This window comes from Pseudoflavitalea sp. G-6-1-2 (assembly GCF_012927185.1).
Classification (GTDB): domain Bacteria; phylum Bacteroidota; class Bacteroidia; order Chitinophagales; family Chitinophagaceae; genus Pseudobacter.
On record NZ_JABBGB010000002.1, the window covers coordinates 308,501 to 322,727 of the forward strand.

The 14,227-nt window shown below is 45.2% G+C and carries 12 protein-coding genes; 3 read left to right on the forward strand and 9 right to left on the reverse strand.

The genetic code is table 11. The annotated features are described in order from the left end of the window. Positions 1-190 precede the first annotated feature (190 nt). Positions 191-1,924 carry a hypothetical protein gene (locus HHL16_RS10905; RefSeq protein WP_169425236.1) on the reverse strand — a complete coding sequence of 578 codons (1,734 nt, stop codon included), beginning with the start codon at positions 1,922-1,924 and terminating at the stop codon, positions 191-193. A 345-nt stretch (positions 1,925-2,269) separates the two neighbouring features. Here HHL16_RS10905 and HHL16_RS10910 point away from each other — a divergent pair, with 345 nt between their 5' ends. After that, complete coding sequence (locus tag HHL16_RS10910; protein ID WP_169425237.1) at positions 2,270-2,647, forward strand: VOC family protein; 378 nt, start codon at positions 2,270-2,272, stop codon at positions 2,645-2,647. Between the two features lie 12 nt (positions 2,648-2,659). On the opposite strand, the gene HHL16_RS10915 is transcribed toward HHL16_RS10910, so the two are convergent. The 8 genes from HHL16_RS10915 to HHL16_RS10950 form a co-directional block, all read right to left on the reverse strand. Further along, positions 2,660-3,010 (reverse strand): DUF2200 domain-containing protein, encoded by a 351-nt coding sequence (locus HHL16_RS10915; protein ID WP_169425238.1) that lies wholly within the window; start codon positions 3,008-3,010, stop codon positions 2,660-2,662. 62 nt (positions 3,011-3,072) lie between these two features. Continuing rightward, on the reverse strand, positions 3,073-4,185 hold the full coding sequence (locus tag HHL16_RS10920) for a serine hydrolase domain-containing protein (RefSeq protein WP_169425239.1): 1,113 nt from the start codon (positions 4,183-4,185) through the stop codon (positions 3,073-3,075). Between the two features lie 113 nt (positions 4,186-4,298). Then, positions 4,299-5,330: a hypothetical protein gene (locus HHL16_RS10925; RefSeq protein WP_169425240.1), complete on the reverse strand. Its 1,032-nt coding sequence runs from the start codon at positions 5,328-5,330 to the stop codon at positions 4,299-4,301. 197 nt (positions 5,331-5,527) lie between these two features. Further along, positions 5,528-6,292 carry a hypothetical protein gene (locus tag HHL16_RS10930; protein WP_169425241.1) on the reverse strand — a complete coding sequence of 255 codons (765 nt, stop codon included), beginning with the start codon at positions 6,290-6,292 and terminating at the stop codon, positions 5,528-5,530. Positions 6,293-6,313: 21 nt separating this feature from the next. Further along, a complete protein-coding gene (locus tag HHL16_RS10935; protein WP_169425242.1) occupies positions 6,314-9,658 on the reverse strand; it encodes a TonB-dependent receptor in 3,345 nt (1,114 codons plus the stop codon). A 157-nt stretch (positions 9,659-9,815) separates the two neighbouring features. Beyond that, complete coding sequence (locus HHL16_RS10940; protein WP_169425243.1) at positions 9,816-10,859, reverse strand: FecR domain-containing protein; 1,044 nt, start codon at positions 10,857-10,859, stop codon at positions 9,816-9,818. Between the two features lie 162 nt (positions 10,860-11,021). Next, a complete protein-coding gene (locus tag HHL16_RS10945; protein WP_169425244.1) occupies positions 11,022-11,579 on the reverse strand; it encodes a sigma-70 family RNA polymerase sigma factor in 558 nt (185 codons plus the stop codon). A 187-nt stretch (positions 11,580-11,766) separates the two neighbouring features. After that, a complete protein-coding gene (locus tag HHL16_RS10950) occupies positions 11,767-12,705 on the reverse strand; it encodes an alpha/beta hydrolase (protein WP_169425245.1) in 939 nt (312 codons plus the stop codon). A gap of 193 nt (positions 12,706-12,898) precedes the next feature. On the opposite strand from HHL16_RS10950, the gene HHL16_RS10955 reads away from it, so the two are divergent. Then, positions 12,899-13,219 (forward strand): metalloregulator ArsR/SmtB family transcription factor, encoded by a 321-nt coding sequence (locus tag HHL16_RS10955; protein ID WP_169425246.1) that lies wholly within the window; start codon positions 12,899-12,901, stop codon positions 13,217-13,219. Then, entirely contained in the window at positions 13,216-14,121 is a 906-nt protein-coding gene (locus tag HHL16_RS25020; protein ID WP_169425247.1) for an SRPBCC domain-containing protein, read from the forward strand. Before HHL16_RS10955 ends, HHL16_RS25020 begins: the two co-directional genes overlap by 4 nt. Positions 14,122-14,227 lie beyond the last annotated feature (106 nt).

Consider the following 14,227-nt stretch of genomic DNA (forward strand, 5'->3'; position numbering starts at 1 on the left):
TATAAAAGTATGAATGTTGTTTTCAATATGCCGCGTGTATGCATACGTGTTCTGAAAGTTACTAAAGAATTGACTTTTATGGAGCAGACGCCCCTATTACTTTTATAGCGGTAATCCCATAGCCGGATTTCCTGCAATGTAAAAAAGCCGGCATCCGCCGGCTTCATAATTCTATCTGATGAATACTGCCCTACTCCGCAAATCCTGAAGAAGAACTGATATTCACATCTGCATATTTCCATGCTTCTTCAAATGCTTCCTTCGCCTTTTTCGCATCGGCATGCCTGTTTTGTTTTTCCAACGACTGTTGAAGTCCTATCAATGCCCACCCGTTCTTTTTCCATGTCTGCAAATCGCGGAGATACACTTTCTCTGCTTCAATGTATTTTCCAGCCTTGAGCAAAACAGCTCCCAGATAATGCCGCACAGAGAAGAACCAGTCAGGTGGTTCGTTATAATTGAGCTTGTCTTCTAAAGCAACGGCCTGCTGCAACAGCGTGATCGATTTGTTGATTTCCTTTTGCTGCATCGCTATTCCTGCTGACAAAACTTTTACAGCAATCTGCACAAGGTCGCCAGTGGTATTGATGTTCCATATAGTGATTTGTTGCAGTGTGGTATCGGATGAGAGCATCGCAAGACTATCCATTTCTTTTTGTGCTGCAGGCATATTGTGTTTTCCAAGAAATGCCATTCCCTTTGCATAATGCCAGATAGCGCGTGGATAAACAAGGTCCTTCGCCGGTGGTGCAAATGCAAGTATTGTATCCCACATGGAAAGCTTCACAGCTATATAGTATGGTATGATATGGTAATGCTGCAACGTACCCCATCCGGGCATCCGCATAATTTCTTCCGAAGTATGCTGCTCCAGTTTTTTGGCAGCTTTCCACGCCAGTGCAGTATGGCCTTCGAGTGTAGCTGTAGCAGCCAGGAAATGATAGTTATGAGGATAATAAGATAATGGATACGCCCCCTGTGCATGGCAGGCGGTTGTATAGATACTGTCTACATTCACTGCATTGATATTCGATAATGAACCGGCATGATAGTCTCCCGTATTGATGTAGATATGCGAAGGCATATGCAACAGATGTCCGGACCCCTGCACCAATGTTTCGAGCAGCTTCGCGCTGGGCAGTGCTTTTTCGGGCGTTGCCGATGCTTCCATTGCATGTACAAAATAGTGATGTGCTCCCGGATGTTGAGGATGCTGCTTCATCAGATGCTCCAGAACGCTGATCAGCTCTGGCGTCCAGGGCTTTGGAGCCTTGCTGGCTTTGTCGTACAGGTCCCATGGATGCAGGTCCATGATCGCTTCCGCATACAGCGCTCCCACATCGGCATCCGTTGAAAACTGCGCATACACTTTCTTCATTGCAGCTGCATATGCGATATCCAATGCACTCCGGTCGGCCGGTGGTTTTTCGGCATACCGCACCATCAATGCATCGATCAATGCCTTTTCTTTTGGTGTGGAATTTATAGAAAGCGACTTCGCCTTATTCACTGCTTCCCAGGCCCGTTGATAATTATCTTCTTCCATTCCTCCATTGTAATTGGGACCAAGCACAAAAGCAAATCCCCAGAAAGCCATGGCGCAGCTGCTATCGAGCCGGCCAGCTTCAAAGAAAGATCTTGCTGCTTCCGCATGATTGAAACCATATGCCAGCATCATACCCTGATTAAAATACTCCTGTGCTTCCGGAGAAGTTGTTGTAACTGTAAATTCAATGCCATCGAGCCCTTTGAATTTCGGTGCTTTTTTTCCCGATAAATACCATTGCTTATCGGTTGTGTTGGGGTTATAACAGCCAATTGCCTGTGATGATTTTCCGGATGACTCTGCTGGTTTCTTCTCCTCCCCGTTATTGCATCCGGACAACACCAGCAATGCGATAGCCGACAAATAAATCTGCCTCATAATTGTATTGGTTTGAGTTGCTAATAGGCAAAATCAATATGGCAAGCCACAGGGAGGCTCTTCATCAAAAAAAGGACAGCTATTCCGAGGGTAGCATTCAACACTGTTCGGGGAGTGGAAAAACAGATTTCTAATATACGGAAAAGCACCGGTTTCTACACAAAAATATTTATTTTAGACCCCATCCATAAGCTCTGCCACAACCGCTGCCCCGCCCTTTTTTTTATCGTTTAATATCGACAAACAATGAAAAAAACAGTGATATTTTTGGCATTGGCAACATCCTTCGGATTTGGCTTTGCATTCAATTCCGTCTTAACCGGAACAACCCAAAAACAAAACACCATGAAAAGAGTAACAGGTATCGGAGGCATTTTCTTTAAATGCCAGGACCCCGAAAAAACCAAAGAATGGTACCAGACCCATCTCGGACTGGAAACAGATCCATACGGTACCAGGTTCGAATGGCGCGAAGCTGTAGATTCTACTAAAACCGGCTACACTATCTGGAGTCCTTTCTCAGATAAAACGAAATACTTCGAACCTTCAACAAAAGATTTTATGATCAACTACAGAGTTGATAACCTCGAAGCGCTGGTAGCGGAACTGAAGAAAGAAGGCGTGACTATTCTGGATGAGATCGAGAGTTACGACTATGGAAAATTCGTTCATATTCTCGATCCCGAAGGCAATAAGATTGAACTGTGGGAGCCTGCCGTTTAGAAGCCATGCAGATTATTTTCGTAGGATCTTCTCCATGGCCTTTCCCTTGGCCAGTTCATCGATCAGCTTATCCATGTACCGGATCTTTTGCATGAGTTTGTCCTGAATCTCTTCCACCCGGTATCCACAAATAACACCTTTAATGAGCGATGCATTGGGATTCATTTGTGGCGCCTGGGCAAAGAAGGTTTCGAGATCCACCTTGCTGTCGATCTGCTTTTGCAGGCCTGCCTGATCATAACCGGTAAGCCAGCAGAGTATGGTATCCAGCTCTGCTTTTGTATGTCCCTTTGTTTCAGTTTTCTTTAGATACAAAGGATAGATGCTCGCAAATACCAGTTTGTAAACTCTTGCATTATCCATAGTTATTGTATTGGGTTTCTGAAGTTACAATATTCTGCGGATGTCTCCTGTAACGGGTTCCATCAATTGTGAGACCTTTGTTTGCTGCGCCTTGATACATTCTTCTGATATTTCTTTTCTATTGCCGCATGCAATACAGCAAGTCCCTTTTCTGCCTCCGGTGTTTGTGCGTTCGCAAATATCACAAAGGCAATATTGTTGGATGTATCGATCTGTACGTCCGATAAAAATGTACCGGGGTTCCCGAAATTCCATGCGATCTTATTACCGTTCTTATCCTCCCGGTTGAACCAGCCGATAGAAAATGAAGGTTGTCCAAACAACAGAAACTCAAAATCAGTTTTTGTCAGCTCGGAAAGCTGGCCTTTCAGACCTGCCTGTATCCATTGCAGGTATTTCACATAATCCCCCAGGGAGATATTGATATTGCCTGCCGCACATAGCCAGTTGAGTTTGTAATGAGCTCCCGGTGGATCCGGAATCAATTGTGCATTATGTCCCCATGTTTGCAGACTGTCCGAATTGTTTGGATTGTCAAGACCAAAGCTGATATGCAATTGTGCGCCCAGTGCGGCTACCAGCTCTTCATAAGATTGGTGGGTGGCCCTTTCGAGCATCAGTCCTGCTCCCACATATCCCATGTTCGTAAGGTTCATGTCAGGTTTAATTACCGGCGGCTGTTTCAACGCCCATGTAAAGAATGCCAGCCTTTGTGCAATGTTATCGCCGCTGAATTGTTCCGGGCGCGGTTCTTCATTGGTGTAGGTATAACCGGGAAGCGGGCTGCGCATCGATAACATTTGCAGGAGGTTCATATTGTAATATGCCGTATCGCTCTGAGACCTCAGCTCTGGAAAAAGGTCGAAGAATTTTGTCTCCCAGCTTATTATGCCTTTATGTACAAGCATGGCCGCCAGCACGCCTGTAATTGCTTTGGTGTTGGATCCAATGCGAAACCTGTCTCCTGACGCTGCCTTTTGCAGGCTCCCTGCTTTTTTGTATCCTGATAAATTGATTTCATACACAGTATCGGCAGCAACAACAGCATAGCCGAGTTCCGGTATATGGTATTTAAGCCTTATCCTTTCTGCCGTGGAACGTAAGCTCTGACTATGACTGCGCTGTGCCGCAATCAACAATAGGAGCGTAACAATAACTCTTGGAAAGCTAAACATCTGTATCGAAAATAAATATTAACCGGGGGATAAATCACAATCAACGCATGAATGTACAATAAAAAAAGCCTGCACAGGCTTCTATGCAGGCACTGAATATGCTCGATCTGAAATTAATAGAGTTGGATAATCTTTCTGGAACCATTCGCCCCTTCTACATCATACCTGTGTTCATTGTTCAATGTATCCAATACAGTAAGCTGAATCTTGAATCTGCCTATCTCTCCTGGTTTGCTGAGTTTGCCTTTCAGGTAAAGCTGTGCAGTACGGTCGTCCATGTTTTGTGCTGTTCTGATCGGTTGTGGCAATGCAGTCTCCCATTCGTATCCGCCATAGATATTGGTTATCCTTGTGAGAATTCCCGGCGTACCAAGGTTTACCAGATCGAAACCAATTTCTTTTTCCTGAAACATAGAATTACCGCGGCTGAACAAAGCAGGACCGGCAGGCTGGAAGATCTCATGCAATGCATAATTTACGCCATCACCACGTATATCTGTTCCTTTACCCGGCTCCTTGATGTCGCTGGGCACGGCAGCAACCAGCTTTTGAATATCCACTTCCAGCTTCTCCGGGTTTTCCTTCATGCGGAATAAAGATTCAATTTTTTCATGGGACAATTCATACTGCGCCAATCCTGAAGTTATCATGCTGAAACTCACTTTGTCGCCATTTCTTTCGCCTGTTTTAAGTAACAGCTGAGTGCCTACGGAGCTGTTATCCTGCAACCACACATAATCTCCGGGGCGTATGGCAGCCACTTTCGATTTAAGGTTTGCTGCTTCATTATCGAAGCTTCGCTTCCATGAAATGGCCTCCCGCATGCTTTCCGCCTTCTCGTACCAGCTGTATATCAGCAAGCTTGCAACAATCAGCAGCGGACCGGCAAATGTGTACCAGGGCGTACCTGCTCTCACCTGCTGCTGCTCTATATGCGCTACGAAATCCGCAGGCATTTCATAGAGTTCTCCGTTCTTTCTCAGTACCCATTTCTTCCCGATACCGAAAAAGGGTATCCAGAATAAATGAAAATACTTTTGCCGCCGCTCGATAGTGAATTTCTGTTCTTCCGTTGTAGAAATTCTAAGATCAGATGGATTGAAAGATTTGATCTTAAAATGATTCCATCCATAGACAATACGCATGTGCGTGGGTTTAGGTGTTTTACTAGAGAGGCTGCTGGTTCTGTTGCGACAAGATAATAATATTTCCCGGCAGGCAAAAGCTTCGGCATTTTTTTGAACATGGACGGCATTCTATCGAAACGAAGTTGAACGCCAATAACAAAACCCGCTGCAGGAGCGGGTTTTGTATCATCTAAAACTATGCTGCAGTGTATGTTCTAATTCAGATACTGAGTGAGTTCAACAGCCGAAATGCCGTCGAATGTTCCGTTTGCGTCTGTTACTTCCTTTACGTAAAACAGGTATCCCTTATCTGCTTTCGGATTCATCAATGTAAAACTATTGGTCATTGCATCCGGCGTGTATTTCTGAGAAGGATTGGCCGGGTTCACCAGCTTGAAAGAAAAATACTGATAGTCCGGAGGAAAATAAGTGTCTATGAATACTGTGCCATCTTCCCTGAAGGTATGCAAGCTTGAAATGGTAGGTTTTCCTCTTTTCATGATCGATACGCTCAGCGCAATATCTTTCAGTGCCATATTGCTGATGATCCTTTCCGGAAAGTTTACGAGTATCCCTACATTGCCGGCAGCGGGTTTGGGCATACCCGGTATCTTATCTAAGATGCTCACTCCATCGTAATAAAATTTGATGATATTGGTGAGTGTGGTAGTTTCGATCTTTCGTTCGAGCATCAGTTTACCCTTGCCATCTGTGATAGTTAATGTGGTTGCTCCATTCGATACCTGATCTGAGTAAACACTCCCGGAAAAATAGGCTGCATCTCCTTCTTCACTGGGTTTAATGATCCTGTTTCCCAGCTTTATCTGCAACGAATCCTGCGCAATATATCCCTGGATGCGTACATCTATGATCTTATGCTCCGGATAAAATTCTTTCTGCGATTTGGTACAACCGACAAGTGAACAAGCCGCCAGTATCAGCAATGCAAACTGCAGTGTTGTTGTATGTAAGAACTTCATGTTTCTTGTATTTATGAAGATTTAGAACTTGTAATTTATGCTCAGTGAAAACCTGCGACCAGACTGAGATTGATAGGTAACCTGATCACCTTTATCGTAGTTGTCGGATTTCCCCGGTTTCAGTACAATATGTTTTGTATAGAAAGTTGGATTGTCTAATCGGGGGTCCATCTTGTTGTTCTCGTTCTTCACTTCTGCATCGAATCCGTAGCTGTCGTGATTATTGTAGAACAGCAGCTTTTCGTTGAAGAGATTAGAGATATTGAGCACCAATTCCAGATTGCGGTTTTTCAGAAACCGGTAACTGAGTTGTGCATCCACTTTACCATATGGGTTCTGCAATTCCGAGAAGCGCATGGCTGAACCTACCAGCATATATTTTCTTCCGGATTTATTGTACAGCGCATTGATGCCCCATCTCTCTGTAATGTAAGCCAGTCCTATATTGTAGCTGTAAGGTGATTGTCCGTACAATGGGCGGTTATCGCGGTAAACCACTTCTTTGGATACGGGTTTTCCTGCCTCATCGAGCTCAATCGGGTTGCCATTTTCGTCGATGCTGGTTCTGCTGTACGCATCCACTTTGCTGTTGTTGAGAGAAAGGTTACCGGAAAACCGGAGGTATTTCAATTGTTCGTGAATGAAACCGAAGTTTTTCTGAATGTCTATTTCGAGGCCATAGATCTGTGCACGCTTTGAGTTCTTCAAAGTGAACTCACTTTTATTGGTGGCAGAATAAGCATTGTACAGCTCAATGGGATCTGCGATGTTTCTGTAGTAAACGCCGGCTGAAAGAATATCGCCGGGCTCCGGATACCATTCCGCTTTGAAATCATATCCGTCTGTTACGGATGATACCACAGGCATATTCCACACGTAAGCGGAATATACAGGATCATAATAAGAGAACCTGTTGCGCTCTGCAAACTGCGGCCTCGATACCGTTTTTGCATACGCTATGCGGAAATTGAAATCTGTCCATGGACTGTAAGTGAAGTTCGCAGAAGGAAGATATTGCCATTTCTTTTCTTTCGGCAGTGGTGCGTCGTTTGGACCATAGCGTCCGTCGTTGGGGTTGGAGATCTCCTCGTATTTGAAATACTCCGCACGCACTCCCCATACCAGTCTGAACTTCCCAAAACGGTTATCGAACATGGCGAAAGGAGAATGCTGGTATACTTTCCCTTCATATTTCGAATTGCCACCCATCGTAGGAAGCCATGCCAGTCCGTCTTTGCGGTAGTTTTCCGGTCTCAGCAGTTCTGCTGCTGTAGCATACTGAAACTCTCTCGGCAGATTGTTGGTGAGGTTGAAGAGACCGGCTTCAAAATACTCCTGCATGCCGGTTTTAGTTGCACCAAAATAACCAATTTTGAAGAGCTGTTTTGCTGAGTTGATCTTAAAAGGATAAGCCAGTGAAGCATTCCAGTTCAGGTCTTTTCCTCTGTATGCATAGTTGCCACGGCTGAATGGAAAACGATTGGTAGAGATGGATGTATTGGTGGCGGGATAATCGATCACTTCTCCGTTTACCATCACATTGGAATAACCGAGATAGGTAACATCGCGTTGTTCTCTGCTGATCTCCGTTCTGGCAATCCCCCACTCTGCTTTGATATTGCCGAGCTGATGACGACCTTCCAGTTTGTTCTGAATAAAATCGGTGAAGAGTGGTCTGTTCACTTCCTCGATGGAAGGAATATCGTTTCCGAAATTCGTCTGGTCTTTGTTATATCCGCGGATGCGGGTGAAATCCTGATTGAAAATATGCGAATAGATATTGCGGAATGCAAACCTGTGCTTGCCCACCTGCAATCCCATATTCAGCAATCCACCCCAGGTGGTATTGAAATTGTAATTGTTGCCGGTATTGTAGTATTTATGTCCGGGTTCTTTTTCTTCTACATTCGGGCCTATTGCATTCTGCCAGCCTCCTCGCGAAATGAAATCGATCTGCTCAGTTTCCTGCTGATTCTTGAAACTTACGGCAGCGGTGAATCCAAACTTGCTGGTATTGTCTTTTCCGAATCGATAGAGTTTACCCCCCGCAAGTTTCACGTTCAGTCCCAGTGGCGCTGTGCTGGTGTAGGTGGTAAAGTTGTCGTTTTTGAAGAGTCTCGATTGCTCGTACAGTTTCGGGTTATCGGTTGGGTTGTTGCCGAGTTCCAGCATGGTTTCTATCTGATCACGCTTTGGCAGTTTTCTGCGTCCGTCATCAAAACCCAGGAAATCGGTGCTGCCGTTTTTACGACCCAGTTGTGCTTTGAAAGTGCTGAGATCGTTGTATGAAGTGCCGAGTGATACGTTGAAGAAATCCTGATCGGGAATATCCTTTGTATTCACCTGCACATAACCGCCGGTGAAGTTGGCGTTCATGTCTGGTGTGGGTGTTTTGCTCACCACAATATTGTCGATGATGCTGGCAGGGATCAGATCGAAAGAAAATGATTTCTTCAATGGTTCTGTGCTCGGCTGAGTGATGCCATCTATGGCAGTTTCGTTCCAGCGCTCTCCCATTCCGCGTACCACCACGTATTTCTTATCGATGGTGGTGAGACCTGTTACACGGCCCAGTGCGTCTGCCGCATTGTTATCCGGACTTCTCGCTATTTGCTCTGCAGCTATGCCATCGGATAATTCTGCTGCATTCTTTTGTTGCGTGAGCAATCCTGATATGCTTGCTTTTTTATACCCGGATGTTACCACAACCTGACTGAGCGTATTCTGCTCAGGTTTCATAGCAATGGTGAGTGATGTATTGCTGTTGGCTTTTACAACAATATCTGTAATGCGCTGGGGCTGATAAGAAGTGAAGCTGATCTCCAGCGTGTAGGTGCCTGGTTTCAGATTGAGCGTATAACTTCCGTCCAGCGCAGATTGTGTGGCCTGAGTGCTGCCTGCAATATGGATGGATGCTCCGGTCAATGGCTGATTCCGGTGGTCTATCACAATACCGGTGATGCTGCCTGGTTGCTGGGATTGACTATTGGTCAGATCTTTTTTCGGGGCAGGTACAGCAGCAGAAGGTTTTTCTTCGATCACCAGATAACCATCTACATTCACCGCCCTGAGGTTGGTGTTTTTGAGAATATGTGTGATGGCTTCTGAAACGGTAACGTTGCTGCCACTGTAGGTTACTTTAACATCAGCGTATTTGTTCAGATCCTGCCCGTAAGTGATTTTTACATTGCCGAGTTTCTGAACCTGCATCAGAGCAGCCTTGATGCTGGTTTCTTTCAGAGAAACAGAAATGTGCTGGTTCTGTGCAAAACTCACAGAAGCCAATAAAATAATGAATACTAAGAGGAAACTTTGTTTTGTTACAGTCTGCTTTTTACCCAGATACGGGGTAATCAACTTTTGCATAAGTTTGTAGACAATTGTGGATTATTGTAATTCATAATGAGATTCCGGAGCAATCCGGCAGCGAACAAATTCCGCCGATCGCCAAATCTGGAATTTGCAGCTGTGAGGCGTTCCCCGAAAACGGGAACGCTTTTTTATTCAATATTAGCTGGTCATTTTACCTCCCTGCTTTTGGTGTTACGCGATAATCTTTTTTGTTAGCGGAATTATAGCTGAACTTTCCTGATACGGAAAGCACTTTCATTATCTGCTGCAGCGTTTCATTGGCGGGGAACATGCCACTGATTCTGTAGTTGCCCAATGTTGCATCCGACAGTTGAATGGTGCAGCTGTACCGAGTTTCAAGTTCCCTGAAAACGATGCCCAGCGGCTGTTCGTCGAAGATGAGGTCTCCGGATTTCCATTGTTCAAGTGCAGCTGTTTCCACTGCTTCTTCTGCTGATTTTCCGGTGCGCACATCCCAGGTGATTTTTCTTCCCGGATTGAGTATCGCCGGGCGTTGCTGCGAATCTGATTTGCTTACACTCACCTTTCCGCTTGCTACTGCTACAACCACAGGTTCTCCGGCAAATGCATCTACTTTGAATGATGTGCCGAGCACAATGGTTTCCACCTGTCCTGTGCTAACTGTGAATGGAAGATTCTTATCTGCACGTACATCAAAGAATGCCTGCCCCTGCAATGTGAGTGTACGATTGGTTTTACCAAAGTCCGATGCATAACGGATGCTCGCCCCTGCGCCAAGATGCACCACAGAGTTGTCTGGTAATATGTAGGATTGCGGAATGGTACTATTGTTGACCTGTCCGGCATACATCGTTTCTTCCGTAGCTGATGTATCCGATCTTAACTGCCACCAGGTTAATCCTCCTAAAAAAATAAGTCCAGAGCAGACTGCTGCATTTCTCCAGTTGCGGAATAACCATACCGGTTTTCTTTGCTGCGGTTGATCCTCTATAGCAGGCAGCGATTCTATGGCCTGTTGATGCAACTGATGTTTCATCTGCTCTGTGTCTACAGGCAACTGCGTTCCCGGCTGCTCAGCCTGCTCCCATTGCTTTGCATATAATTCATCCATGAGATTGTTCAGTACAAACTGGCTGCCGTTCCGTTGCAGCAGTAAATGTACCTGTTCGAGCTCTTCAGGTGTACAGTTTCCCTGAAGATGTTTTTTCAGTAAGGCTATTTCTGCTTCTTTCATGTGAGATATGGCTTCTGAGTATATAGTGACAAATCAGACAGGGGTACCTGGTGTTGACCTGCACTTTTTTTAAAAATATTTTTTGGGAGAAAAAAGCATGCGGATACAATGCAATACAATGCTATTGCAGGTATTGCGGAAGTTGAGGAAGTAATTGTCCTATCAGATCGACAAGCAGCCCAAAGTCAGCAGCAGCAGGCATTCTGCATTGCTGTAATGTTTGCGCAGATGTGCGAGTGCGTACACCATATAGCTTTCCACTGTTTTTACGGAAAGGCTCATCCGCTCGGCGATCTCTTTGTAGGAGAGGTTTTCGTTGCGGCTTAATTCGAATGTTCTGCGTATTTGAGGACTTAACTGATGAAGCTTATGTGTAAACTCTTTTTCGGCTTCTCTGTAGCGTAAGCGATAGTCCGATGTACCGGCAGGCAGTTCTTCTTCCAGCGCATCGATATCGATTGTTTGAGGAAGCGCATTACGCAGATGCCGGATGGTCATGTATTTGAATGCGCGGAAAAGATAGGCAGAAACGTTCTCTCTGATCTGAAGGGTATGTCTTTTTTGCCAGAGGCTGAAAAGCAGGTCCATTACCAGTTCTGTGGTAACGAAAGGATCTTTGACAATATTGTGGGTGATCCGGCTGAGACGGGGAATATATCGGGCTACCAGTTCATTGTATGCCTTCACGTCGTCTTGCTGACATCCATGCCATAGTTCCATGTCAGTTGCCTGTTTGTAGTTCATCCGGATACAATAATTACGGATGCAAATTTGCAGGTTTGAATGTTATTGAAGCATTAAGTTATTGTAACCACCGTTTGCAGTACTAGGAAGCATGAATGCAATTATGCAATAAAAAATGAAACCCGCTCTTTGCAGGAGCGGGCTTCGTATGATTGTTTTAGTATCAGAAAGATGGTGGTGCTGTATTCAGATCCGAATCGAGAAAATCTGTGATCATGGGCGCCAGCCAGTTCATATGCTGCATCATGCCTACATGCGTAGTGCCGGGAACAATAGCCAGCCTTGATTTCGGGAGACCATAAATATCACCCATCTTGCCACCGCCTTTTGCACGGAACAGCTCAAGTGCATGTTCGTAACGGACTCCATCCGCATCACCAATTGCGATGAACATGGGAGCTTTGATGCTTTTTGCATCTTTCGTCCAGTCATAAGGTTTCAGATCTACACTCATTACTTTTTTTACGAATGCGGGGAACTTCGTCATGTCGTTACCGAGACTATCATGTTGTTTTTCGATGGGTGATCCTTTGAATGCGTCAGCAGTAATTTGAGGATACATCGCTTCCACATCGGGCCACCAGCCATCGTGCGCGTAGGTACCGGAAAGCACCATCAACCGGCGAACCTGTTGAGGATGACGAATAGCAGTTTGAAACGCTACTCCCCCTCCCATGCTGTAACCGAGAATATCTGCACTGTCGATCTTCAGGTGTTTGAGCAGTTCAGAAATATCATCTGCCATTGCTTCATAAGCAAATGGTCTGTCGGTATCTCTTGTGCGGCCATGGCCCTGCATTTCGGCAACAATTACTTTTCTGTCTTTGGCAAAGAGCGGGATCACATTTGCCCAGTTTAATGGAATGGTCATAAATGCTCCGTGTATCAGCACGAGTGGTTTTCCTTGTCCGTATACTTCATAATATAATTTCAATCCGTTTACAGGAGCATAACCGGATTCCACTGGTTTCGCGGATGCTGTGATGGAGCTGTCTTTTGCAATAGCTGTTTTTGCGGGTTCTTTCTGAGATTGAGTTTGGCAGGATAAGGCAAGTGCAGCGCCGAAGGCAAATGCTACAGGAATGATCAGGTACTTGTTCATATTTGTTTGCTGTTTTTTACAATGCAAATCTGCGCCACATTTTTATTTCAGAGGCTGTGTGCCTGCGACAATGAAAGGGTTAATTGCGGCGCGCTGTAAAAAGGGATCTCTGCAAAAAAAGTACAAATATTTTGCGCAACCAAATAGTTGCACGTATATTTGCAACCGAATAGTTGCTAATAAAAGTATCGTCATGAGGAGAGATCCGTTTCAGGCAATTGCCGACCCTACCCGCAGGGCCATTCTTGTGCTGATTGCAGTACAGGCCATGACTCCCAATGCCATTGCCGAGCACTTCGACACAACAAGGCAAGCTGTTTCAAAACACCTGAAAATATTAACAGAATGCGACCTGGTGAAACAGCAATCACAGGGCCGTGAAATATACTATCAACTCGAAGTTGATAAAATGAAAGAAATAGACAAATGGTTGGAGCAATTCAGGAAGATCTGGGAAACCCGCTTCCAGCAACTCGATCAGCTTCTGTCAACAATCAAAAAACAAAAAAAATGAAACACAATCTGCAGTTCGACTTCCTTGTTGACAAGGAAAAAAACACCCTCACCATCAGACGCGAATTTCTTGCAGGCCGCCAACTGGTTTGGGATTGCTATACCAAAAGTGAATTGCTCGATCAATGGTTTGCTCCCAAACCTTTAACAACCAAAACCAGATCGATGGATTTTCGCGAAGGCGGCCACTGGCACTATGCAATGGTTGAACCAAACGGTACCGAGCACTGGGGTTATACAGAATACCGAACCATTAAAGCCATCGATTTTTATACGGCGCTCGATGCCTTCTCCAATGCATCCGGAAAGATCAATACCGACCTGCCACGTGCAGACTGGCGCGTTACTTTCACGGATAAAGGAGACAACGCTATCGTTGAAACCGTAGTAACCTACAAGTCGCTGTCCGATCTCGAAACTGTTATTCAGATGGGCATGGAACAGGGCATGCTGGCCACACTCGAAAAACTCGACGAGTTACTGGAAGTGCTCAGCAAAAAGATCACTGTTACAACTACCATCGATGCCGGTATCGAAAAGGTATGGAACTTCTACACCAATCCTGATCATATCACCAAATGGAACTTTGCCGATCCATCCTGGCATTGCCCAAGTGCCAGCAACGATATGCGCCCAGGCGGAAAATACGTTGCAAGAATGGAAGCGAAAGACGGAAGTTTCGGCTTCGATTTCGAAGCAGTGTACGACAGAGTTGTAGATGGCGAAAGCTTTGCCTATACTATGCCGGATGGCAGACGCGTGGATGTACGCTTCAGCAAGAACGGTCAGCAAACCGAAGCTGTGGTGAGTTTTGATCCTGAATCGGAGAATCCTGCGGATATGCAGAAAGGTGGATGGCAGGCGATTCTCAACAGCTTCAAACAATATGCAGAAGCAAACTGATTGGTATAATTTTGCAATGCAAGCCTATAATAAAGAACCCTGCTGTCATTGGCAGGGTTCTTTATTTTGCCGAATGTATAAATCGCTGGAATTGAAACCAGACAAT

Excerpts from the sequence above, each read along its gene's own strand:
- HHL16_RS10930 (WP_169425241.1), bottom strand. The coding sequence starts at position 6,292 with ATGAAGTTCTTACATACAACAACACTGCAGTTTGCATTGCTGATACTG.
- HHL16_RS10905 (WP_169425236.1), bottom strand. The coding sequence starts at position 1,924 with ATGAGGCAGATTTATTTGTCGGCTATCGCATTGCTGGTGTTGTCCGGA.
- HHL16_RS10910 (WP_169425237.1), top strand. The coding sequence starts at position 2,270 with ATGAAAAGAGTAACAGGTATCGGAGGCATTTTCTTTAAATGCCAGGAC.
- HHL16_RS10915 (WP_169425238.1), bottom strand. The coding sequence starts at position 3,010 with ATGGATAATGCAAGAGTTTACAAACTGGTATTTGCGAGCATCTATCCT.
- HHL16_RS10955 (WP_169425246.1), top strand. The coding sequence starts at position 12,899 with ATGAGGAGAGATCCGTTTCAGGCAATTGCCGACCCTACCCGCAGGGCC.
- HHL16_RS10945 (WP_169425244.1), bottom strand. The coding sequence starts at position 11,579 with ATGGAACTATGGCATGGATGTCAGCAAGACGACGTGAAGGCATACAAT.
- HHL16_RS10925 (WP_169425240.1), bottom strand. The coding sequence starts at position 5,330 with ATGCGTATTGTCTATGGATGGAATCATTTTAAGATCAAATCTTTCAAT.
- HHL16_RS10950 (WP_169425245.1), bottom strand. The coding sequence starts at position 12,705 with ATGAACAAGTACCTGATCATTCCTGTAGCATTTGCCTTCGGCGCTGCA.
- HHL16_RS10920 (WP_169425239.1), bottom strand. The coding sequence starts at position 4,185 with ATGTTTAGCTTTCCAAGAGTTATTGTTACGCTCCTATTGTTGATTGCG.
- HHL16_RS10940 (WP_169425243.1), bottom strand. The coding sequence starts at position 10,859 with ATGAAAGAAGCAGAAATAGCCTTACTGAAAAAACATCTTCAGGGAAAC.
- HHL16_RS25020 (WP_169425247.1), top strand. The coding sequence starts at position 13,216 with ATGAAACACAATCTGCAGTTCGACTTCCTTGTTGACAAGGAAAAAAAC.
- HHL16_RS10935 (WP_169425242.1), bottom strand. The coding sequence starts at position 9,658 with ATGCAAAAGTTGATTACCCCGTATCTGGGTAAAAAGCAGACTGTAACA.